Source organism: Pseudomonas vanderleydeniana (assembly GCF_014268755.2).
GTDB lineage: Bacteria > Pseudomonadota > Gammaproteobacteria > Pseudomonadales > Pseudomonadaceae > Aquipseudomonas > Aquipseudomonas vanderleydeniana.
The window spans coordinates 6267277-6287976 of the sequence record NZ_CP077093.1 but is presented as its reverse complement, the minus strand read 5'-3'; the positions used below and the strand labels follow the sequence as shown (position 1 = coordinate 6287976).

Genomic DNA, 20700 nt, shown 5'->3' with positions numbered 1-20700 from the left:
CCGTCGATGCACTCACTTCCCTCCCGCAGCGCCAGGCCCGTGGCCCTTGGCGTCCTGTTCGCCTTGTTGACCGCCTGTGGCGGTACCTCGGCTCCTTCCCCCTTGGCCCAGTCGATCGCTGGCCTGGACAGCAATCCGCTGACGGCACTGCCGGTCGGCGCCAATGACCAGCCGCTCCCCGAGCGTTGGTGGCAGCTGTACCAGGACCCGGTTCTCGACAAGCTGGTCCGGCAGGCCCTGCTGCATAACCAGGACCTGGCCCGGGCGGACGCCAATGTGCAGGCGATGCTGGCGGGCATCGGCGAGCTGGATGCGCAGCGCTGGCCGGCGACGCAGGCGAGCTTCGCGGCGCCATACGGCAGGACCGCCAACGACCAGACCCTGGCCCAGGCCACGGACAATCACGCCCCGGCCCAGTGGGCGTTCGAACCGGGCATCGAGCTGGCCTACCAGGTGGACATCTGGGGCCAGGTGCGTCGCGCCATCGAGCGGGCACGGGTCCAGGCGGATGCGGCGAGCGATGCTCGCGATCTGCTGCGAATCAACGTCGCGGCGCAGACCAGCCGGGCCTATCTGGATCATTGCACCTCAGGCGCGCAGTTGGACGTGACGAACCATTCGTTGCAGACCGTGGAGCACAGCCTTGAGTTGACCGAGACCCAGCGCAAGGCCGGTATCGCCACCGAGCTGGACACCTTGCGCCTGCGCAGCCTGCGCGATCGTTGGCGCGCCGAACTGCCGTTGCTGGAGGCTCGGCGGCGGGTCGCGCTGTATGAGTTGGGCATGCTTACCGGCCAGGCGACCGGCAGCGACCTGCAGTGCGCGACCATTCCCCCTCTCACCGCGGCACTGCCCGCTGGCGACGGCTGGCATCTGCTCGAGCGTCGCCCGGATATCCGCCAGGCCCGACGCACCCTGGAGGCCGCCGTATTGGCGACGGAGATCGCCAGCGCCGACCTCTATCCCAAGGTGAGTTTCGGCGCCTCGCTGACCTCGTCGGCCCAGTCGCTGCACGAACTGGGTGATAGCCGTTCGGTGATGTTCGGTATCGGCCCGCTGATCAGCTGGGAGTTTCCCAATATCAAGGCCAACCGCGCGCGGGTCGACAGGGCCCAGGCATTGGCGCAGGGGCAGTTGGCCGGTTTTCGCGGGGCTGTTCTCGCAGCCCTTGGCGATGTGCGCCAGGCCCTCGCCCTGTTCGACGGCCAGCGCCAGCATGCGGCGGCGCTGCAGGCGGCCCTGCAGGACAGCGAGCGCAGCTATGCCTTGGCGCAAACCCACTATCGCGCCGGCACCGTCGACGCCCTGCAGCTGCTCGACAGCGAGCGTGAGCTGATGAGCGTGCGCAGCCGTGAGGTCGAGGCCCGGGGTGAGCTGGCGCGCAGCGAGGTCAATCTTTTCCGGGCCCTGGGTGGCGGCTGGCAGCCGCTTGCCGTCAGTCGTGCGGCCCTGCAACCACCGAGTCCCGAAGTTGGAGTAGAACCATGAACGTTGCCGTCGATGAACAGACCCTCGCCCAGGGCGAGCAATTGCGCAAGAAGGTCCGGCGACGGCGCCTGATGCTGCTCGGTGGCGCTATCGCGGTGCTCGGCGCGCTGGCTTTCGCAAGCTGGTGGGCAACCACGGGACGCTATCTGGAAACCACCGACGATGCCTATGTGCGCGCCGATTGGGTGGCGCTCAGCGCGCGGGTGCCCGGTTACGTGGCCGAGGTGCTGGTACAGGACGACCAGCCGGTCAAGGCCGGCGATGTGGTGGTGCGCCTGCAGGACCGTGACTACCAGGCCCGGCTGGCCCAGGCCCAGGCTGCCGTCGCGGAGGCGCAGGCGGCGCTGGTTGCCGGGCGAGCGAGCCGCCAGGTCGCCGCCGAGCGCGTCGGCTTGCAGCAGCAGGCCATCGCCGTGGCCCAGGCGCAGGTGCGCAGTGCGGCGGCGGAGAACCAGCGGGCCGAGCTGGATCGACGGCGTTACCAGGGACTGGCGCGGGACAACGCCGCGACGGTGCAACGCCTGGAAACTGCCAATGCCAGCGCCCAACAGGCCACGGCGGCCCTGCAGGGCGCCGAGGCCGGGCTGCGCCGCCAGCAGGCGCTGTTGAGCGAATCGCGGGCGCGCCTGCAACTGGCCGACGCCGAGATCCAGCAGCAGGTTGCCGCGCACGCCAGTGCCGTCGCCCGGGCGACGCTGGCCGGGCAGGACGCCGAGGACACCCTGATCCGTGCGCCGATCGAGGGCGTGGTCGGCCAGCGGCGGGTCAGGGCCGGGCAGTACCTGGTGGCCGGGCAGCCGATGCTGGCGGTGGTGCCGGTGCGGCAGGCTTATGTGGTCGCCAACTACAAGGAAACCCAATTGGCCGACATGCGCCCCGGCCAGCCGGTGGAGATCCATGTCGACAGTTTCAGCCACCGTCCGCTGCGCGGTCGGGTCGTCAGCTTTTCGCCGGGCTCAGGCAACGTCTTCGCATTGCTGCCGTCGGACAATGCGACGGGCAACTTCACCAAGATCGTCCAGCGTTTCCCCGTACGTATCCAGATCGATGCCGATAATGAAGTGCTGCCGATACTGCCCGGCATGTCGGTCACCACCACCGTTGACACCCACCCTCGGGAGTTGCGCAATGAGCGCTGAGGCGCCGGTTTCAGCGCGCGCCTGGGTCGCGGTGATGGGCGGACTGCTGGGCTGCTTCATGGCCGGCATGAACGTCCACGTCACCAGCGCCGCGTTGCCGGAAATCGAAGGCGCGCTGGGGGCCACTTTCGAGGAGGGCTCGTGGATCTCCACCGCCTACCTGGTGGCGGAAATCATCATGATCCCGCTGACCGCCTGGCTGGTGGAAGTGTTCTCCCTGAGGCGGGTGATGTGGACCGGTTCGCTGATCTTCCTGCTGGCGTCGATCGCCTGTTCCTGGGCGCCGAACCTGCCGGTGATGATCGCCATCCGCGTGGTCCAGGGCGCGGCGGGTGCGGTGCTGATTCCGCTGTCGTTCCAGCTGATCATCACCGAGTTGCCGGCCAGCCGGATGGCCATGGGCATGGCACTGTTCAGCCTGGCCAACAGTGTCGCGCAGGCGGCGGGGCCATCGATCGGCGGCTGGCTGACCGACGCCTATTCGTGGCGCTGGATCTTCTATCTGCAACTGTTTCCCGGCATCGCCCTGTTGCTGGCGGTAGCCTGGGCAATCGAGGCCAAGCCGATGAACCTGGCGCTGTTGCGCCGGGGCGACTGGCTGGGTATCGGCGCCATGGTGGTGGGGCTGGGTGGCTTGCAGATCGTCCTGGAGGAAGGCGGACGCAAGGACTGGTTCGGCTCCGGCGAGATTCGCTGGCTGTCGCTGGCCGCGGGTGTTGCGTTGCTGGTGTTCGTGCTGTCGCAGCTCTTTGGCCGACGTGCATTCATCAACCTGCGCTTATTGGGACACTACAACTTTGGCGTGGCCAGCGTAGCGATGTTCATCTTCGGTGGGGCAACCTTCGGGCTGGTGTTCCTGGTGCCCAACTATCTCTCCCAGGTGCAGGGCTACAACGCCCATGAAATCGGCGTCAGCCTGATTGCCTACGGCGTGGTGCAACTGCTGCTGGCGCCGTTGATGCCGCGGCTGATGGGCTGGTCGAGTCCGAAGATCATGGTGGCGACCGGGTTCCTGATCATGGCCCTGGGCTGTTGGCTGGGAGCGTTCCTGGATGCCGACAGCGCGGCGAACGTGATCATTCCCTCCACCGTGGTTCGCGGCATTGGCCAGCCGTTCATCATGGTCGCCTTGTCGGTGCTGGCGGTGGCCGGGCTGGACAAGCGCCAGGCCGGCTCGGCCTCGGCACTGTTCTCGATGCTGCGCAATCTCGGTGGGGCAGTGGGCACGGCGGCACTCACGCAAATCGTGGCGATGCGCGAGCGCTTTCATTCAGAGCGCATTGGCGAGGGGGTGAACGCTTTCGCCCCTGCGCTCCAGGAGCGCCTGGGAGCGACGGTGGGCGACTGGTTGCCGGACCAGCAGCAGGCGCTGGCGGTGCTGAGCAGGACGATACAGCACCAGTCGTGGTTGATGGCTTATGGCGATGCCTTTTTCGTCGCCTGTGTGGCGTTGCTGGGGTGTGCCTGTGCGGCGTTGCTGATGCGGCGGCAGGGAGGCAGCTGAAGCGAGCCGTGAGGGAATATCAGGGGGGCTGAACCCGGTGGCAGCGCCTGGATTTCTGCCAGGGCTTCGGGTTCATTCGCGGATGAGTCCTGCTCCCACAAGGTGGGGGTGTGGTCACTCCTTTTGGGAGTCGGCGCTGCGGCTCATTCGCGCAGAGGCCAGCAGCCTGGCTGTCTGATTTCCAGAGGTTCTTCCCTCTAGGGCGGCGTTCTCTGCAATCCATGCCTCGCACTTTTCTGCGGGCATAAAAAAACGGCTTACCTTGCGGTAAGCCGTTTTTAGTACTTGGTGGCTACACAGGGACTTGAACCCCGGACCCCAGCATTATGAATGCTATGCTCTAACCAACTGAGCTATGTAGCCAAGTGGCGCGCATTATTCGCTGAGAACGATGATGTGTCAAGCAAATATCTGAAAATTTTCTCTACGCTATCAAAAACTTAACGCCCAACGGCGAAATCCGTGGGCGTCGCTCGTTTCAACTCAGGCGGAAGCGTCCGGTATTGTCGCTCAGGGCCCGGCTGCCTTCGCTCAAGGTGTCCGCCGCGCGGTTCACCGCCCGGGCGCCTTCGAGCAAGCGGACCGCCGCCTGGTCGACTTGCTGGATGTTGCCACTGACCTCGTCCGCGGTGCTGGCCTGTTCGTCCACCGCCGTGGCGATCTGCGCCAGGGTATCGGTCACGCTCTGTACCGCGCTGGCGATTTCCACCAGGCGCTGGCCCAGGCCGGTCACCGATTCGGCGTCGGTCTGCGCCTGGACGCAGGCTGCCTCCATCAGCGTCACGGCCTGGCTCACGGTGGCTCGCAGGCTGTCGACGGTACTGGCGATCTGCGCGGTGGAACTCTGGGTCCGTTGCGACAGGCTGCGCACTTCATCCGCCACCACCGCGAAGCCCCGGCCCTGTTCCCCGGCCCTGGCTGCCTCGATGGCGGCGTTGAGGGCGAGCAGGTTGGTCTGCTCGGCCACGCCGCGGATGGTGTCGACCACCAGCTGGATCTGCTGGCCCTGTTCGCTGACCCGTCCCAGCGCCGTGGCGGTTTCGTTCAGCCGCTGGTTGAGCTGCTGGATGCTGGCGGTGGTGCGCTGGCTGTCGCGACTGCTGTCGGAGGCGATGCGCCGGGTGTTCTGGGCGCTGCCGGAGGCCTGTTCGCAGCTCTGGGCGACACCCTGGGAGGTGGCCGCCAACTGCGTGGCGGCCGCGGCGATCTGGCTGATCTGTTGCTGTTGCGCCTCGACCTCGTTGAGGGCGCCACTGGAGTGGCTGTTGAGGGTGCGTACCGCGTCGCTCAGTTGCAGGGTCTCGTGGTCGACGCCCTGCAGGCTGGTGCGCAGTTGCACCACGGCAACGTTCAGTGCGGTGCTGATGGCGGCCAGTTCGTCGCGGCCTTCGACCGGCACCTGCAGGCACAGGTTGCCGTCACGCAGCGACTCGGCGAGCAGGGTGATACCGCTGGCGCTGCGGCGGATCGAGGCCTGCAGGCAGATGAACAGGTACAGTGCGGCGAGCAACAGGCAGCCGAAGATCACCGCTACCAGGCTGAACTGGCGGGTGGCCGAGCCGTGGTAGTAGTCCAGGCGGCTGTCGAGGGTGGTCAGCGAGTCCTGGCGCAGGCTGGCCAGTTGTTCGAGCAGGGTATCGAGGGTCTTCTCGAAACCTTCGGGCTTGAGGGTGATGCTGCCGCCGAACATGCCGTCGTCCAGCGTCTTGAGGCCTTCGTCGAGCTGGTGCAGGCTCGTCTGGTAGCGTCCGGCCCAGTCCTGCAGGGCAGGGGGCAGGCGGGTTTCCAGTTGGGCGCCGGTCTTGACCAGCTGGTCGCGGGCGTCGCCGATACGGCTGCGCAGGTCCTTGAGTTGCAGGCGGCTCTGCAGGCTGAACTGGCCCGAGACCACGGAGGCCTGGCCGACGCTGGCGAGGCGGCCGACGCGCTCGATCAGGTCGGGGGCGTATTGGGTGGAGATCTGTGTCAGCAGGTAGGTTTCCATCCAGGACGCGAGGATCAGCCGGCTGTCCATGGCGATCTGCTCGCGCAGACTCTGCAGCGCACTCAGGGCGGCAGTGAAACGGTCATAGCCGTCCGGCCACCAGCCGACCTTGCTCAGGCTGGCCGAGTCGAGGCCGGAAAGGCTGGTTTGCAGGGCCTGGTAACGTTTCAGGGTATCGGCTGCGGCGCCATCGTTTTGCAGCGCCTGGCCCAGTTGTTCGAGGGCCTGGTTGATTTCGGGCTGGGCCTTGTCCAGCAGGGCCATGGCGGCGAGGGTGGCCGGTGTCGGCTGGCGGTTGGTTTCGGTGGCTTTCCAGCGGGCGGCCCGGTCGCGCTGGAGGGCGAGCAGGTTGTCGAGGGTATCCAGTGCCTGCAACTGGCGGACACCGGCACGTTCCTCGCCGATCAGTGCGAGCTTGCTGCGGTAGTCCTGACCGATCATGTACAGGCTGCCCATCAGTGGAACGATGAAGAGCAGGAACAGCACCTGAAACTTGCGGGCAAAACCGAATCGTCCGAGCAGTCGCATTCCGGGTGATAAAAAAGCGTGCATTACCGACCACTCCTCAGGGCATCCAGCACCGTTTGGGTGCAGTCATGACGGGGTGGTCATGACGGATGCTGTCGTTAAAGACCTCGGAAGCTTCGCCAGTGAGGGCGTTATCGGCCGGCCGCTGTAGCGAATCTTCCCATTCTCGTGGCCCTTTGTAAGGAACCGCGCTGTAGGAATCAGGGCAGGCAAGATTCAGACCAGTAGCAATGCGCTATCAGTGTGCTTTCGTCGGGACGGATTGATCGTTAGCTCAACAAGTATCTGGCCTTGCCGCACTAAAAAATGGCACATTGACGCACCTGCACCTGTGCATCCATCCGCGTCACGGAATACCTCATGGCACTCACACAAACCTCTTCCGGCCCGACCGTGGCGTCGGCGCCTGCGCAAGCCAGCCCGCTGGTGATGCGCATCATCGGCGCGGTGGCGCTGGCCCACCTGATCAACGACCTGATCCAGTCGGTCCTGCCGTCGATCTATCCGATGCTCAAGGACAGCTATGGGCTGACCTTCACCCAGGTCGGGCTGATCACCCTGACCTTCCAGGTGACGGCCTCGCTGCTGCAACCCTGGGTCGGTTTCTACACGGACCGGCATCCGAAGCCTCTGCTGCTGCCGGCCGGAATGATCTGCACGCTGATCGGGATCCTGATGCTGTCCCAGGTAGGAAGTTTCCCGCTGATTCTGTTGGCTTCGGCGCTGATCGGGGTCGGTTCCTCGACCTTTCACCCGGAGGCCTCGCGTGTCGCGCGGCTGGCTTCCGGTGGGCGCTACGGGCTGGCACAGTCGAGCTTCCAGGTCGGCGGCAATGCCGGTTCAGCCTTCGGCCCGCTGCTGGCCGCGGCAATCATCATTCCGTTTGGCCAGGGCCATGTCGCCTGGTTCGGGTTGTTCGCGCTGTTCGCCCTGGGCGTGCTCTATGGCATCAGCCGCTGGTATCGCGCGCACCTGAACCTGTTCAAGCTCAAGCAGGGCCAGAAGGCCACCCACGGGCTGTCGAAAGGCCGCGTGCTGGGCGCACTGGTGGTGCTGGGCCTGCTGGTGTTCTCCAAGTACTTCTACATGGCCAGCTTCACCAGCTACTTCACGTTCTACCTGATCGAGAAGTTCCAGCTGTCGGTGGCCAGTTCGCAGCTGCACCTGTTCCTGTTCCTTGGCGCGGTCGCCGCAGGGACCTTTGCCGGTGGCCCCATCGGCGACAAGATCGGGCGCAAGGCGGTGATCTGGTTCTCGATCCTCGGTGTCGCGCCGTTCACCCTGGCGCTGCCTTACGTCGACCTGTTCTGGACCACCGTGCTCAGCGTGGTGATCGGCTTCATCCTGGCCTCGGCGTTCTCGGCCATCGTGGTCTTCGCCCAGGAACTGGTGCCGGGCAACGTCGGCATGATCGCCGGGGTGTTCTTCGGCCTGATGTTCGGCTTCGGCGGGATCGGTGCCGCGCTGCTGGGGCACCTGGCGGACATCCATGGCATCGAGTACGTCTACACGCTGTGTTCGTTCCTGCCGCTGTTCGGAATCCTGGCCGTGTTGCTGCCCAGGACGAAAAAGGCCTGAAGTCGAGGCGGGCCGGTCTGTTTCGACAAGAGATGGCCGGCCTGGGTGGCTTGAAACCGACCGATCGATCAGATATCCGGGACAATTTCCGATTTTTTTGTGCACGATGAGGCGATAAAGATTTTGACTCGCCAGCCGATACAGGCTTAATAGCAAAGGGCCATAACTCTGCCTGGCCCGGCTATTTGCATCTCACTTCCCCGGATGGTGATCGTCGCAATGAAAATAAAGAACAAGCTCGTCCTGGCCTTTGTGTTGGTCGCCTTCATCCCGGTGAGCCTGGTGGCGGTGATCTCGGTGGTGAATATCAGGACTGAGGCGGTCAATCAGTTCATCGATGGCAGCACTCGGGAAATCCGTCAGATCGACGGCAATATCCGGCAATTCTTCGACGGCACACAGCAGAACGTCGACCAAATGGCGACCGATCCTGTATACACATCGGTTGACAGTCTCAAGCATTACGAGACCGCCAACGCGGCTAGCCAACCTTTGCCACCGGCAGCCAAGCAGGTCATCGATGCGTTTGCCCGCTACGGCGCGACGCACCCGGCTGCGGCGATTCTCTCCATCGGCCTGGAAGACGGTACCTACGCCAAGTGGCCGGATGACCCGCAACTGGCCAACTACGACCCCCGCGTGCGCCCCTGGTACAAGGCCGCCATGGCCAGCCCGGGCAAGAGCGTGCGCACGCCTGCCTACTACTACGACAAGGACGCCGTGGCGCTGGTCGGCAGCGCGAGGGCGATGCTCGATGCCAGCGGCAACCCCAAGGGCGTCTTCGTCGTCAGCGTTTCGCTGAAGAACCTCACCGAACTGGTCAAGAGCATCAAGCTCGGCCAGAGCGGCTACGTGATGCTGATCGAAGACGGCACGGTGCTGGTCGACCCGCGTGACGCCGCGCACAACTTCAAGCAGCTCAAGGACCTCGGCGAGCCCTACGCCAAGCTGGCGGCGACCGGGGAGGGCGCCACCGAAGTGCAGATCGATGGGGTCAACTACATGGCCAACATCTGGACTTCGCCGGGCCTGGGCTGGCGCTACGTCGGCCTGATCAAGTACGACGAAGTCATGGGGGGCGCGACCCGCATGACCTATGTGACGGCACTGATCGTGGTGGTGCTGGCGGTACTGTTCGCCCTGATCGCCGCGGCCTTCTCCAAGGTGATCGTCAAGCCGATCGGCCAGGTCAGCACCGGCCTGCAATCGATCGCCGAGGGCGAAGGCGATCTGCGCCGCGACCTCGATATTCAGGGCAAGGACGAAACCGCTGAACTGGCCGGCTGGTTCAACAAGTTCCTGGCCGCCATTCGCCAGTTGATCCAGCGCATCGGCGCGGCCTCGACCAACCTGCAGGATGCCTCGCGGGTCAACAGCGAGGTGGCCAGCAACATGAACGATGCGGCCGGGCGCCAGCGTGAGGCGGTAGAGCTGGTGTCCACGGCCTTCAACGAAATGGTCGCCACCGCCAACGAAGTGGCCCGCTCGTGCAGCAATGCGGCCACCTCCGCCGAGAGCGGGCACCAGCGTGTGGCCGAGGGCAAGCAGCAGATCGAACTGACCACGGAGAACGTCAACCGCCTCGGACGTCGCCTGACCGAGTCGTCCCAGGCCATGGTCGAGCTGGAGGAGGGCAGTCGCAGCATCAACCAGATCCTCGGTACCATCCGCGCCATTGCCGAGCAGACCAACCTGCTGGCACTGAACGCGGCGATCGAGGCGGCACGGGCTGGCGACCAGGGGCGTGGTTTTGCGGTGGTCGCCGATGAGGTCCGGGCGCTGGCCAAGCGCACGTCGGATTCCACCGGGGAAATCGACCAGTTGCTCAACGCATTGGGCAGCAAGACCCAGGAGGTTTCGCAGAAGATGGACAGCTGCCTGGACCTGTCGCGAGCCAGCGTCTCGTCGATCGAGAGCGCGCGGGGCAGCTTCGAGGGCATCGAGCTGTCGGTCAACGAGATCCGCGACCAGAACCTGCAGATCTCGGCGGCAGCGGAAGAGCAGCACAGCGTCGCCGAGGAGATCAACCGGCACATCCAGCAGATCTACGACGAGGCGCGCCTGGTCGAGAGCCTGGCCAACTCGGCGCGGGAAGACTCGGGACGGCTGTCGCATCTGTCGGATGAGCTGAACGGGTTGGTGGGACGGTTCAAGTCGTAAGATCCCGGTCCCGGTCCCGGTCCCGGTCCCGGCGTGGCGGCGGTGGTCAAGCGATCTCCGCCGCCAGGGCCGGTTCATTGTCATTCGGTCACGCTCGCTAGCGAACACCTCCAGCCCCTTGAGCCCGTTCCCCTGCAAGGGGGGGCAATCGCTCGCTCCAGCTCATGCCGGAATCCAATCAGGATCGCCTCACTCAATCTTCGTCATGAAGGGAGGGCGTATTGGCTCGACGGTATCTTTATGTGAATCCCTATATATGGGATGCAAATTTATATATTGAGATTTTTTGCGCGTCAGGTTTATAGTCGCCTCCATCAGCTCCACGCACTCACTGTCCAAAAACAACTTTCAGGTGACGCGATGCAGGCGCAATTGATCGCGCTCGATTGGGGGACGACCTCACTCCGGGCCTACAAACTCGCGGCGGGTGGCCAGGTGCTCGAACAGCGCTCATTGTCGTCGGGCATCATGCAACTGCCCTGCGTGCCGCGGATGATCGCCGGCCGGATATGCACAGATGGCTTTGAACTGGCCTTCGACGAGGCCTGCGGCGACTGGCTCGATGCCCAGCCCGGGCTGGCGGTGATTGCCTGCGGGATGGTCGGCAGTGCCCAGGGTTGGACCGAGGCCGCGTATCGCGACACGCCGGCGAATGTCGCCAGCCTGGGCAGCGCCCTGAGCACTGTCCGCAGCTGGCGTGGTCTCGATGTGCACATCGTGCCCGGGGTGATCGAGCGCTCGCCCTTGCCGAATGTAATGCGTGGCGAAGAAACCCAGGTTCTCGGCGCCCTGCAAGGCCTGCCGGCAGGCGCCGGCGACAATCTGCTGATCGGCCTGCCGGGCAGCCATTCGAAATGGGTCGAGGTGGTCGACGGCTGCATCACCCATTTCGACACGTTCATGACCGGCGAGCTGTTCGCCGTGCTTTCTGAACACAGCATCCTGGGGCGTACCCAGCAGCGCGGCGCTCCTTTCCAGGAGGCGGCGTTCGACCGTGGCGTCCAGGTTGCCCGCTCGGACGAAGGTGCGCGCGGTCCTCTGTCGACCCTCTTCAGCGCACGAACTCTCGGCCTGACCCATGAGCTGAGCCCGGCCGAACAGACCGACTACCTGTCGGGCCTGTTGATCGGCCATGAACTCGCTGCGCTCAGTGACGTCCAGCGCCGTCGGCGCCACGTCGCCGACTTGCCGTCGATCCTGCTGATCGGCAACGCCCAACTCTGCGCGCGCTACCGTCGTGCGCTCGGCAGCTGCGGTTTTGACCGGGTGGACCTGGCCGAACACGCCACCGAGCGAGGCCTCTGGCACCTGGCCGAGGCGGCCGGGTTGATGGGCTGAGTACCTGCGTTTCACTGGACAAGAGGTCTGACATGCTCAAGCAAGCACTGGCGAAAAACGGTCTGATCGCGATTCTTCGTGGCCTGCGTCCGCACGAGGCGGCGGCGATCGGCGAGGTGTTGTACCAGGCCGGTTTCCGCGTCATCGAGGTGCCCCTCAACTCTCCCGAGCCTTATGAAAGCATCCGCATCCTGCGCGATCGGCTACCCGCCGATTGCCTGGTCGGGGCCGGTACGGTACTGACCCCCGAACAGGTCGGGCAGGTCAAGGCCGCGGGTGGGCAGGTGATCGTCATGCCGCACAGCGATCCCCACGTGCTACGCGCGGCGAAGGCGGCGGGCCTGTACCTGTCGCCAGGTGTCGCCACGCCGACCGAGGCCTTCGCTGCGCTGGCCGAGGGGGCCGACGTGTTGAAGATGTTCCCGGCCGAGCAAATGGGGCCGGCGGTGGTCAAGGCGTGGCTGGCGGTGCTGCCGGCAGGCACCCTGCTGGTTCCGGTCGGCGGGATCACCCCGGACAACATGCCAGCGTTCGTCGAAGCCGGTGTCAGTGGTTTCGGCCTGGGCTCCGGTCTGTTCAAGCCGGGACTGAGCGCCGATGAGACGGCGTTGCGCGCCAAGGCTTACGTGCAGGCATGGAACGCATTGCGTTAAGACTTTCCGGCGCCCTGGGCGCTGTATCCCGACAAGAGAGACAACACGATGAAAATCACCAAGCTGACGACCTTTATCGTTCCGCCACGCTGGCTGTTCCTCAAGGTCGAAACCGATGAAGGCGTGACCGGTTGGGGCGAGCCCGTGGTCGAAGGCCGGGCCCACACGGTCGCGGCGGCTGTGGATGAGCTGTCGGACTACCTGGTCGGCAAGGACCCGCGCAACATCGAAGATATCTGGACTGTCCTGTATCGCGGCGGGTTCTACCGCGGTGGTGCGGTGCACATGAGTGCCCTGGCCGGGATCGACCAGGCACTCTGGGATATCAAGGGCAAGGCCCTGGGCGTGTCGGTCAGCGATCTGCTGGGCGGCCAGGTGCGCGACAGAATCCGCGTGTATTCGTGGATCGGCGGTGACCGGCCGGCCGACACTGCCCGTGCCGCCAGGGAGGCTGTCGGCCGGGGCTTCACCGCCGTGAAGATGAACGGCACCGAGGAACTGCAGTTCGTCGACAGCTTCGAAAAGGTCGATCTGGCCCTGGCCAACGTCGCTGCCGTGCGCGATGCGGTCGGGCCGAACATCGGTATCGGCGTGGACTTCCATGGCCGGGTCCACAAGCCCATGGCCAAGGTGCTGATGAAGGAGCTCGACGCCTACAAGCTGATGTTCATCGAAGAGCCGGTGCTCAGCGAAAACTACGAGGCCCTGAAGGAACTGGCGCCGCTGACCAGCACGCCGATTGCGCTGGGGGAGCGTCTGTTCTCGCGCTGGGACTTCAAGCGGGTGCTCAGCGAAGGCTACGTCGACATTATCCAGCCGGATGCCTCCCATGCCGGCGGTATCACTGAGACCCGCAAGATCGCCAACATGGCCGAAGCCTACGACGTGGCGTTGGCGCTGCATTGCCCGCTGGGCCCGATTGCCCTGGCGGCGTGCCTGCAACTGGACGCGGCCTGCTACAACGCCTTCATCCAGGAGCAGAGCCTGGGTATCCACTACAACGAAAGCAATGACCTGCTCGACTACGTCAAGGATCCGCGGGTGTTCGACTACGACCAGGGCTTCGTGAGGATCCCGAATGGCCCGGGGCTGGGCATCGAGATCAACGAGGAATACGTGGCCGAGCGCGCCGCCATCGGCCACCGCTGGCGCAACCCGATCTGGCGCCATGCCGACGGCAGTTTTGCCGAATGGTAAGGCCTGGCTGGCCCGACTCTCACCCCCGCAGGGAAGGTCCGTGACCGGACCATGACATCGTTGCGAATGAACGTCCTCAATAATCACAAGAAGAGGCACACCCCATGCAACCGGAAGTCTTTACCGGGCCGGCGTCGCTGCTGACGCCGAGCCGCAAGCGTTTTTTCATCATGGTGCTGCTGTTCATCACCGTGGTGATCAACTACCTGGACCGCAGCAACCTGTCGATCGCCGCGCCCGCGCTGACCAGCGAGCTGGGAATCGATCCGGTCCATGTCGGGCTGATCTTCTCGGCCTTCGGCTGGACCTACGCGGCCATGCAGATCCCCGGAGGCTGGCTGGTGGACCGGGTGCCTCCGCGTCTGCTCTACAGTCTCGCGCTGCTGCTGTGGTCGGCGGCTACGCTGATGCTCGGTTTCGCCGCCAGCTTTATCGCGTTGTTCGTCCTGCGCATGGCGGTGGGTGCGCTGGAGGCCCCGGCCTATCCGATCAACAGCCGGGTGGTGACCAGCTGGTTTCCCGAGCGCGAACGAGCGACCGCCATCGGTTTCTACACCTCCGGACAGTTCGTCGGACTGGCCTTCCTGACGCCGGTACTGGCCTGGCTGCAACACGAATACGGCTGGCACATGGTGTTCATCAGCACCGGTGTGGTGGGCATTCTCTGGGCGTTCATCTGGTACGCGGTGTATCGCGAGCCCCGGGAGTTCAAGGGGGTCAACCAGGCGGAAATCGAGCTGATCCGCGCGGGTGGCGGGCTGGTGGATATCCAGGCCGAGACGGCCAGGCGCAAGGCTCCCTTCAGCTGGGCGGACCTGGGTATCGTGTTGAGCCAGCGCAAGTTGTGGGGCATCTACCTCGGGCAGTTCTGCCTCAACTCGACGTTGTGGTTCTTCCTGACCTGGTTTCCGACCTACCTGGTGAAATATCGCGGCATGGACTTCATCAAGTCCGGCCTGCTGGCATCGGTACCCTTCCTCGCGGCTTTCGTCGGCGTGCTCTGCTCGGGGCTGTTTTCCGATTGGCTGATCCGCCGTGGCGCGACGATCGGACTGGCCCGCAAGTTGCCCATCATCGGGGGCCTGCTGATTTCCACCTCGATCATCGGGGCCAACTTCGTCGACTCGACGCCGTGGGTGATCGCCTGCCTGGCGCTGGCGTTTTTCGGTAACGGGATGGCGTCGATCAGTTGGTCGCTGGTTTCGACCCTGGCACCGGCCCGCCTGCTGGGCCTGACGGGCGGTGTGTTCAATTGCATCGGCAACCTGGCGGCGATCGCCACGCCAATCGTGATCGGCTTTCTCGTCAGCGGCGACTCCTTCGCGCCGGCAATCACCTACATCGCCGTGCTGGCGCTGATCGGCGCGTTGTCCTATGTGGTGCTGGTGGGCAAGGTGGCGCGGATCGAGCTCTAGCCTGCGCCAGGACGGGCGACCATAATGCCGCCCGTTCTCTCGCTCATTGTTGAAGGCCGGATATGCAGGAAGACGCCGCAAAGAATGCCAAGGACGCCGCGCCCACGGGGACCCAGACGCTGCTGCGCGGTCTGGCCGTGGTCCAGGCCGTGGCCGGTGGGGCTCGCGACCTCAAGGAAATCGCCCGGCTGATCGGCACCACCCGCAGTACCACCCATCGGCTGGCCAGTTGTCTGGTGGATGAGCGCTATCTGCGGGTCGTGCCGCAAGTCGGTTACCTGCTCGGTCCCAAGCTGATCGAGCTGGGTTTTCAGGCGCGCGAGGCCTTGCCGCTGGTGACCCTGGCCGGGCCGTACCTGGACGAATTGTCGGCGTTGACCGGCGACACCATTCACCTGGCGATTCGTGAGGACGATGACGTGCTGTACCTGCACAAGAATCCCGGACGCAATGGCCCGGAGATGCGTTCGCGGGTCGGGCACCGCATGCCGCTGGCGCGCACCGGCATCGGCAAGGCACTGCTGCTCGATGACTCGCCGCAGGAGTGGCAGCGCCTGTATCGGATCAGCTTGCCGGTGGGCGGGAAGAACCTGTCATGGCCCGCGCACCAGGAACAGTCCTGGGAGCAGTTTCAGCAACGCATGCTGGAGTATGTGGCGGGTGGCTATGCCTTCGATCTGGAAGACAATGAGCCGTCGATCCGCTGTGTCGCGGCACCGATACGCGATGCCAGCCGGCAGATCGTCGCCGGGATCAGCATCGCCAGTACCGTGCCCTACATGTCGCTGGAGAAGATGGCCGAGCTGGTCCCGCTGATCAAGCAGGTCGCCGCCCGGCTTTCCGCGGAATTGGGGGCGAAGGCCTGAGCGCTATAGCGGGGTGAGGATGTTCATCACGGTATCCAGGGCGACCCGGGTATCGTCGAGTTGCACCAGAGAGGCATGCCGGGCCCCGAGGGCATCGCGATTCTGGATGGCGGTCAGGATCGCCTTGTGCCGGGGCAGGCTGAGGCCCTGGATATCCGGCCGGCGGTTGGTGATGCTGATAGATTCACGCAGTGGCAACGACAGCATATTGCACATGTAGGCGAGCAGGTCGTTGCGGGTGGCGTCGGCGATCGCCCGATGAAAGTCCAGGTCCGCCTGCAGCAGCTGTTCGTGGGTCTGGGCCTTCTCCATGGCCAGGTAGGCCTTTTCGATGACCGCGATGTCTTCGTCGGTCGCCGTGGTGGCGGCCATGGCGGCGATTTCCGGTTCGAGAATTCGCCGTACGCCCGCCAGGGTGTTGAAAAACTCGCTGTGGGGCGTCGACTGCATCAGCCAGGTCAACACGTCCGGATCGAGCAGGTGCCATTTCAGGCGCGGGCGCACAACCGCACCGACCCGTGGCTTGGAGTACACCAGGCCCTTGGCGCTCAGTACCCGGGTAGCCTCACGCAACACCGAGCGACTGACCTGGTACTCCTCGCACAGCGTCGCTTCCATGGGCAGGCGCTCTTCAGGCTTGAAGCGTCCGGAGACAATCTGCATGCCCAGTTCCTGCACGATTCGGTTGTGCATGCTCTTGCGCGGAGTGTTCTTGCGGGGCTTAGAGGACTGCTGATCCATAACCGGGACGTTGCTCTGATGAGGAGGGTTGCATCATAACATCGCTCCCACCGGCCGGCTCAGGCGCTCCTGCGGCCGAACCGGTCGGTGGCGACGCTACGTCATGACGATCAGTGGGAGTGACGCGGGATCTCGGCGCCACGGCAACCCACCAGGAAATCGAAGTCGCAGCCCTGGTCCGCCTGCAGCACATGGTCGATGTACAACTGGCGATAGCCGCCCAGGATCGGCTGCCGCGGCGCTTGCAGGTCTGCCAGCCGGGCCGCCAGTTCAGCCTCTGGAATATCCAGGTGCAGGCGTCCGTTGGCGCAATCGAGCTCGATCCAGTCGCCTTCCTGTACGCAGGCCAGGGGACCGCCGGCGGCCGCCTCCGGTGCGACATGCAGCACCACCGTGCCGTACGCCGTGCCGCTCATGCGCGCGTCGGAGATCCGCACCATGTCGGTGACCCCCTGCGCCAGCAGCTTGGCCGGAAGCCCCATGTTGCCTACCTCCGCCATGCCGGGGTAACCCTTGGGACCGCAGTTCTTCATCACCAGGATCGAGCTGGCGTCGACGTCCAGTTCCGGGTCATTGATCCGCGCCTTGTACTGGTCGAAGTTCTCGAACACCACCGCCCGGCCGCGATGTTGCATCAGCTCGGGGGTCGCGGCCGAAGGCTTGAGCACGGCCCCGAGAGGGGCCAGGTTGCCACGCAGGACACAGATGCCGCCGTCGGCGCGCAACGGGTTGGAAAGCGGGCGGATCACTTCGTCCTGGCCATAGATCGGTGCTTCCCGGGTGTTTTCGCCAATCGACTTGCCGTTCACGGTCAGGGCATCGGGATGGGGAATCAGGTTGGCTTCGCCGAGACGGCGCAGCACCGCCGGCAGGCCACCGGCATAGTAGAACTCTTCCATCAGGAAGCGCCCGGACGGTTGCAGGTCGACGATGGTCGGCATGCCCCGGCCGATGCGGGTCCAGTCATCGAGCTCCAGCTCGACGCCGATGCGCCCGGCGATGGCTTTCAAGTGAATCACCGCGTTGGTCGAACCACCGATGGCGGCATTGACGCGGATGGCGTTTTCGAAGGCCTCCCGGGTGAGGATCTTCGACAGTTTCAAGCCTTCGCGGACCATCTCCACCGCGCGCATGCCGGACATGTGCGCCAACACATAACGCCGTGCATCGACCGCCGGAATCGCCGCGTTGTGAGGGAGGGAGGTGCCCAGGGCCTCGGCCATGCACGCCATCGTCGAGGCGGTGCCCATGGTGTTGCAGGTACCTGCCGAACGCGACATGCCCCCCTCGGCCGCGAGGAAGTCATCGAGACTGATGGTGCCCGCCTTGACCTGTTCGCTCAGTTGCCAGACCACGGTCCCCGAGCCGATGTCCTGGCCCTTGTGCTTGCCGTTGAGCATCGGTCCGCCGGTGACGACGATGGCTGGCACGTCGCAACTGGCAGCGCCCATCAGCAGCGCCGGGGTGGTCTTGTCGCAACCGGTGAGCAGGACCACGCCGTCGATCGGGTTGCCGCGAATGGCCTCCTCGACATCCATGCTGGCCAGGTTGCGGGTGAGCATGGCGGTCGGGCGCAGGTTCGATTCGCCGTTGGAGAACACCGGGAACTCCACGGGAAAGCCGCCGGCCTCGATCACCCCGCGTTTGACATGCTCGGCGATCTGGCGGAAGTGCGCGTTGCACGGGGTCAGCTCCGACCAGGTGTTGCAGATCCCGATGATGGGCTTGCCATGGAACTGATGGTCGGCGATGCCCTGGTTCTTCATCCAGCTGCGGTACATGAAGCCGTTCTTGTCAGCGGTACCGAACCAGTGGGCGGAGCGCAGGTCGAGTTTTTTATCAGACATGATCAGCTCTCTTATTGTAAGACTATATTGTTCTTCCTGGCGGTTAAGGTAAGCGCAAAATCTCGTGTTTGGAAGTGTTGTTGAGTAAATAGTAATACTATATAGTCGATTTCAACTGAGGTAGGGCTCTGCGATCTGGTGCCGGTGTCCGCGGTACCACTCGTGCTTGTGATCGGCAATCAGGAGAAGCTTCATGCGTTTGGTTCAGTTCGAATTGAGCAATGGCGAGCGTCGGGTGGGAGTGGTCGAGGATGGCCAGGTGCGCGAGGTACGGTCGGCACGCACGGTGCGTGAACTGGCACTGGCCGCCATCGAGGCCGGTACCGATCTGCAGCGGCAGGTGGAGCGTCTCGGGCTGGGTATCAGCCACGACTACGCGGCATTGCTGGCCGAGCTGAGAGTGTTGCCACCGCTGGATCACCCGGACCCGGCGCATATGCTGGTCAGCGGCACCGGCCTGACCCACCTGGGCAGTGCGGCTGCGCGGGACAAGATGCACCAGCATGCCGGCGACGACAGCGCGATGACCGACAGCCTGCGGATCTTCAAATGGGGCGTGGAAGGCGGCAAGCCCGTCTCAGGTCAGGCTGGCGTGCAGCCGGAGTGGTTCTACAAGGGCGACGGCAGCATCGTCGTGCGCCCGGGCCAGGCCTTTGCGTTACCGCCCTTCGCCGAGGACGCCGGTGAAGAACCGGAAATCGGCGGCCTGTATGTCATCGGCCATGATGGCAAGCCCTATCGCCTGGGTTTTGCCATAGGCAACGAATTTTCCGATCACGTGATGGAGCGCAAGAACTACCTGTACCTCGCCCACTCCAAGTTGCGCAACTGCAGTTACGGCCCTGAACTGCGGGTCGGCGAGTTGCCCCGCCACCTGGCGGGCAGCAGCCGGATTCTGCGTCGGGGCGAGGTGGTGTGGCAGAGCGAGTTCCTCAGTGGCGAGGCCAATATGTGCCACAGCCTGGAAAATCTTGAGTACCACCATTTCAAGTACAGTCAGTTCCTGCGTCCTGGGGATGTGCACATTCACTTCTTCGGCACCGCGACCCTGTCTTTCGCCGAGGGCGTGCGTACGCAACCGGGTGATGTGTTCGAGATCAGCCAGGCGGAGTTCGGTGCGCCATTGATCAATGGTATCGGCGTCGTTGACGCGGTGCTGGTGCCCGGAGCCATAGGGGTGCTTTAGGGAATATGCACATGACCGTAGGAGCCGGGCTTGTCCGCGAAGCCTATTGGCGATCTTGAGGGCCCCTTCGCGGGCAAGCCCGGCTCCTACAGGGATCGCATCCCGCCAATGTCCTTGTGTCAGGGCCGGCAACCTCAGCGGCATCTGAAAACAATAGTCAGCCAGGAGGCCTCATGTCGTGGATCGCTGTGACTGAACACCGTGCGCAACTGGGCGAAGGGCCGTTCTGGGATGTGCCCGGGCAGGCCCTGTATTGGGCCGATATCGCTGGCCGGCAGGCGCTGCGCCTGACGGGCTCGGGCCTGCAGGCCTGGCAATTGCCGGAGCCGGTGTCGGCGTTCATCCCCTGTGAACGCGGTGATGCGCTGGTGACCTTGAGCAGCGGCGTATATCGGCTGGACCTCGACAGCGAGCCACAGGCGCCGAGCCTGACGCTGCTGTGCGTCGCCGATCCGCAAGCGGGCAACCGGGCCAACGAGGCCCGCTGCGATGCCCGGGGCCGACTCTGGCTCGGCACCATGCAGAACAACATCGGCGAGCAGGGTGAGGAGCTTCCCGTTCGACAGCGCAGTGGCGGCCTGTTCCGGATCGATGCCGATGCGCGGGTAACGCCGCTGGCACGTGACCTGGGCATTCCCAATACCCTGCTTTGGAACGAGGACGGGACGCAGCTGTATTTTGGCGACAGTCTCGCTGGCACGTTGTATCGCTATTCGATCGCTCGCGACGGGCAGCTCGAAGCGCCACGGGAGTGGTTCGGACCACACCCGCGTGGTGTGCCGGACGGTTCGGCGATGGACACCGAGGGCTACCTCTGGAACGCCCGCTGGGACGGTGGCTGCCTCCTCCGGCTGGCGCCCAATGGCGAAATCGACCGGGTGATCGAACTGCCCGTCAGCCGGCCCACCAGTTGCGTGTTCGGTGGCCCGCAGCTTCGTACCTTGTATGTCACCAGCGCTGCCAGCCGGTTCAATCACCCGCTGGACGGTGCGGTCCTGGCCATCGAGGTGGATGTCCCAGGCACACGCTGTCATCGATTCGCAGGATAGTTTTCAGGCATCAAGTTGCACCGGTTC

At 64.6% G+C, this 20700-nt stretch carries 15 protein-coding genes, 1 tRNA gene and 1 pseudogene; 13 read left to right on the top strand and 4 right to left on the bottom strand.

Annotation, left to right across the window (positions count from 1 at the left end; genetic code table 11):
- Positions 1-147: 147 nt before the first annotated feature.
- The 3 genes from HU752_RS28305 to HU752_RS28295 are packed head-to-tail and all read left to right on the top strand — an operon-like array spanning position 148 to position 4131.
- Positions 148-1488, top strand: a complete 1341-nt coding sequence (locus tag HU752_RS28305) for an efflux transporter outer membrane subunit (protein ID WP_367616543.1) — start codon at positions 148-150, stop codon at positions 1486-1488.
- Positions 1485-2627: an HlyD family secretion protein gene (locus HU752_RS28300; protein WP_186678715.1), complete on the top strand. Its 1143-nt coding sequence runs from the start codon at positions 1485-1487 to the stop codon at positions 2625-2627. Before HU752_RS28305 ends, HU752_RS28300 begins: the two co-directional genes overlap by 4 nt.
- A complete protein-coding gene (locus HU752_RS28295) occupies positions 2617-4131 on the top strand; it encodes a DHA2 family efflux MFS transporter permease subunit (RefSeq protein ID WP_186678712.1) in 1515 nt (504 codons plus the stop codon). Before HU752_RS28300 ends, HU752_RS28295 begins: the two co-directional genes overlap by 11 nt.
- A 286-nt stretch (positions 4132-4417) precedes the next feature.
- Here HU752_RS28295 and HU752_RS28290 read toward each other — a convergent pair.
- Positions 4418-4494 (bottom strand) — tRNA-Met (locus HU752_RS28290).
- Between the two features lie 115 nt (positions 4495-4609).
- Positions 4610-5821, bottom strand: a complete 1212-nt coding sequence (locus HU752_RS32310; RefSeq protein WP_437182390.1) for a methyl-accepting chemotaxis protein — start codon at positions 5819-5821, stop codon at positions 4610-4612.
- Positions 5822-7003: 1182 nt separating this feature from the next.
- Between HU752_RS32310 and HU752_RS28280 the strand changes: the two genes are divergently transcribed.
- The 8 genes and pseudogenes from HU752_RS28280 (at position 7004) to HU752_RS28250 (ending at position 15850) form a co-directional block, all read left to right on the top strand.
- On the top strand, positions 7004-8221 hold the full coding sequence (locus HU752_RS28280) for an MFS transporter (RefSeq protein WP_186678702.1): 1218 nt from the start codon (positions 7004-7006) through the stop codon (positions 8219-8221).
- Positions 8222-8425: 204 nt separating this feature from the next.
- Positions 8426-9526, top strand: a pseudogene (locus HU752_RS32305) (cache domain-containing protein); the annotation flags it as partial.
- Between the two features lie 87 nt (positions 9527-9613).
- On the top strand, positions 9614-10381 hold the full coding sequence (locus tag HU752_RS32300; protein ID WP_437182389.1) for a methyl-accepting chemotaxis protein: 768 nt from the start codon (positions 9614-9616) through the stop codon (positions 10379-10381).
- A gap of 360 nt (positions 10382-10741) precedes the next feature.
- Positions 10742-11719 carry a 2-dehydro-3-deoxygalactonokinase gene (locus HU752_RS28270; RefSeq protein WP_186678700.1) on the top strand — a complete coding sequence of 326 codons (978 nt, stop codon included), beginning with the start codon at positions 10742-10744 and terminating at the stop codon, positions 11717-11719.
- Between the two features lie 32 nt (positions 11720-11751).
- On the top strand, positions 11752-12372 hold the full coding sequence (locus HU752_RS28265) for a 2-dehydro-3-deoxy-6-phosphogalactonate aldolase (protein ID WP_186678699.1): 621 nt from the start codon (positions 11752-11754) through the stop codon (positions 12370-12372).
- Positions 12373-12420: 48 nt separating this feature from the next.
- Entirely contained in the window at positions 12421-13569 is a 1149-nt protein-coding gene (gene dgoD / locus HU752_RS28260; RefSeq protein WP_186678687.1) for a galactonate dehydratase, read from the top strand.
- Positions 13570-13673: 104 nt separating this feature from the next.
- Positions 13674-14984 carry an MFS transporter gene (locus HU752_RS28255; protein WP_186678686.1) on the top strand — a complete coding sequence of 437 codons (1311 nt, stop codon included), beginning with the start codon at positions 13674-13676 and terminating at the stop codon, positions 14982-14984.
- Between the two features lie 62 nt (positions 14985-15046).
- Positions 15047-15850 carry an IclR family transcriptional regulator gene (locus HU752_RS28250; RefSeq protein WP_186678685.1) on the top strand — a complete coding sequence of 268 codons (804 nt, stop codon included), beginning with the start codon at positions 15047-15049 and terminating at the stop codon, positions 15848-15850.
- Positions 15851-15853: 3 nt separating this feature from the next.
- Here HU752_RS28250 and HU752_RS28245 read toward each other — a convergent pair whose 3' ends face one another.
- Both HU752_RS28245 and HU752_RS28240 read right to left on the bottom strand, forming a co-directional pair.
- Complete coding sequence (locus HU752_RS28245) at positions 15854-16591, bottom strand: FadR/GntR family transcriptional regulator (RefSeq protein WP_186678684.1); 738 nt, start codon at positions 16589-16591, stop codon at positions 15854-15856.
- A gap of 110 nt (positions 16592-16701) precedes the next feature.
- On the bottom strand, positions 16702-18438 hold the full coding sequence (locus tag HU752_RS28240; RefSeq protein WP_186678683.1) for an IlvD/Edd family dehydratase: 1737 nt from the start codon (positions 18436-18438) through the stop codon (positions 16702-16704).
- 193 nt (positions 18439-18631) lie between these two features.
- Between HU752_RS28240 and araD1 the strand changes: the two genes are divergently transcribed.
- Positions 18632-19624 carry an AraD1 family protein gene (araD1, locus tag HU752_RS28235; RefSeq protein WP_186678682.1) on the top strand — a complete coding sequence of 331 codons (993 nt, stop codon included), beginning with the start codon at positions 18632-18634 and terminating at the stop codon, positions 19622-19624.
- A gap of 173 nt (positions 19625-19797) precedes the next feature.
- A complete protein-coding gene (locus HU752_RS28230) occupies positions 19798-20673 on the top strand; it encodes an SMP-30/gluconolactonase/LRE family protein (protein WP_186678680.1) in 876 nt (291 codons plus the stop codon).
- The last annotated feature ends 27 nt before the right edge of the window (positions 20674-20700 follow it).

What these genes read in the sequence shown, in the direction of transcription:
- HU752_RS28255 (WP_186678686.1), top strand. Translation starts at nt 13,674, where the DNA reads ATGCAACCGGAAGTCTTTACCGGGCCGGCGTCGCTGCTGACGCCGAGC.
- HU752_RS28300 (WP_186678715.1), top strand. Translation starts at nt 1,485, where the DNA reads ATGAACGTTGCCGTCGATGAACAGACCCTCGCCCAGGGCGAGCAATTG.
- HU752_RS28250 (WP_186678685.1), top strand. Translation starts at nt 15,047, where the DNA reads ATGCAGGAAGACGCCGCAAAGAATGCCAAGGACGCCGCGCCCACGGGG.
- HU752_RS28280 (WP_186678702.1), top strand. Translation starts at nt 7,004, where the DNA reads ATGGCACTCACACAAACCTCTTCCGGCCCGACCGTGGCGTCGGCGCCT.
- HU752_RS28245 (WP_186678684.1), bottom strand. Translation starts at nt 16,591, where the DNA reads ATGGATCAGCAGTCCTCTAAGCCCCGCAAGAACACTCCGCGCAAGAGC.
- HU752_RS32300 (WP_437182389.1), top strand. Translation starts at nt 9,614, where the DNA reads ATGAACGATGCGGCCGGGCGCCAGCGTGAGGCGGTAGAGCTGGTGTCC.
- HU752_RS28265 (WP_186678699.1), top strand. Translation starts at nt 11,752, where the DNA reads ATGCTCAAGCAAGCACTGGCGAAAAACGGTCTGATCGCGATTCTTCGT.
- HU752_RS32310 (WP_437182390.1), bottom strand. Translation starts at nt 5,821, where the DNA reads ATGTTCGGCGGCAGCATCACCCTCAAGCCCGAAGGTTTCGAGAAGACC.
- dgoD (WP_186678687.1), top strand. Translation starts at nt 12,421, where the DNA reads ATGAAAATCACCAAGCTGACGACCTTTATCGTTCCGCCACGCTGGCTG.
- araD1 (WP_186678682.1), top strand. Translation starts at nt 18,632, where the DNA reads ATGCGTTTGGTTCAGTTCGAATTGAGCAATGGCGAGCGTCGGGTGGGA.
- HU752_RS28270 (WP_186678700.1), top strand. Translation starts at nt 10,742, where the DNA reads ATGCAGGCGCAATTGATCGCGCTCGATTGGGGGACGACCTCACTCCGG.
- HU752_RS28240 (WP_186678683.1), bottom strand. Translation starts at nt 18,438, where the DNA reads ATGTCTGATAAAAAACTCGACCTGCGCTCCGCCCACTGGTTCGGTACC.
- HU752_RS28230 (WP_186678680.1), top strand. Translation starts at nt 19,798, where the DNA reads ATGTCGTGGATCGCTGTGACTGAACACCGTGCGCAACTGGGCGAAGGG.
- HU752_RS28295 (WP_186678712.1), top strand. Translation starts at nt 2,617, where the DNA reads ATGAGCGCTGAGGCGCCGGTTTCAGCGCGCGCCTGGGTCGCGGTGATG.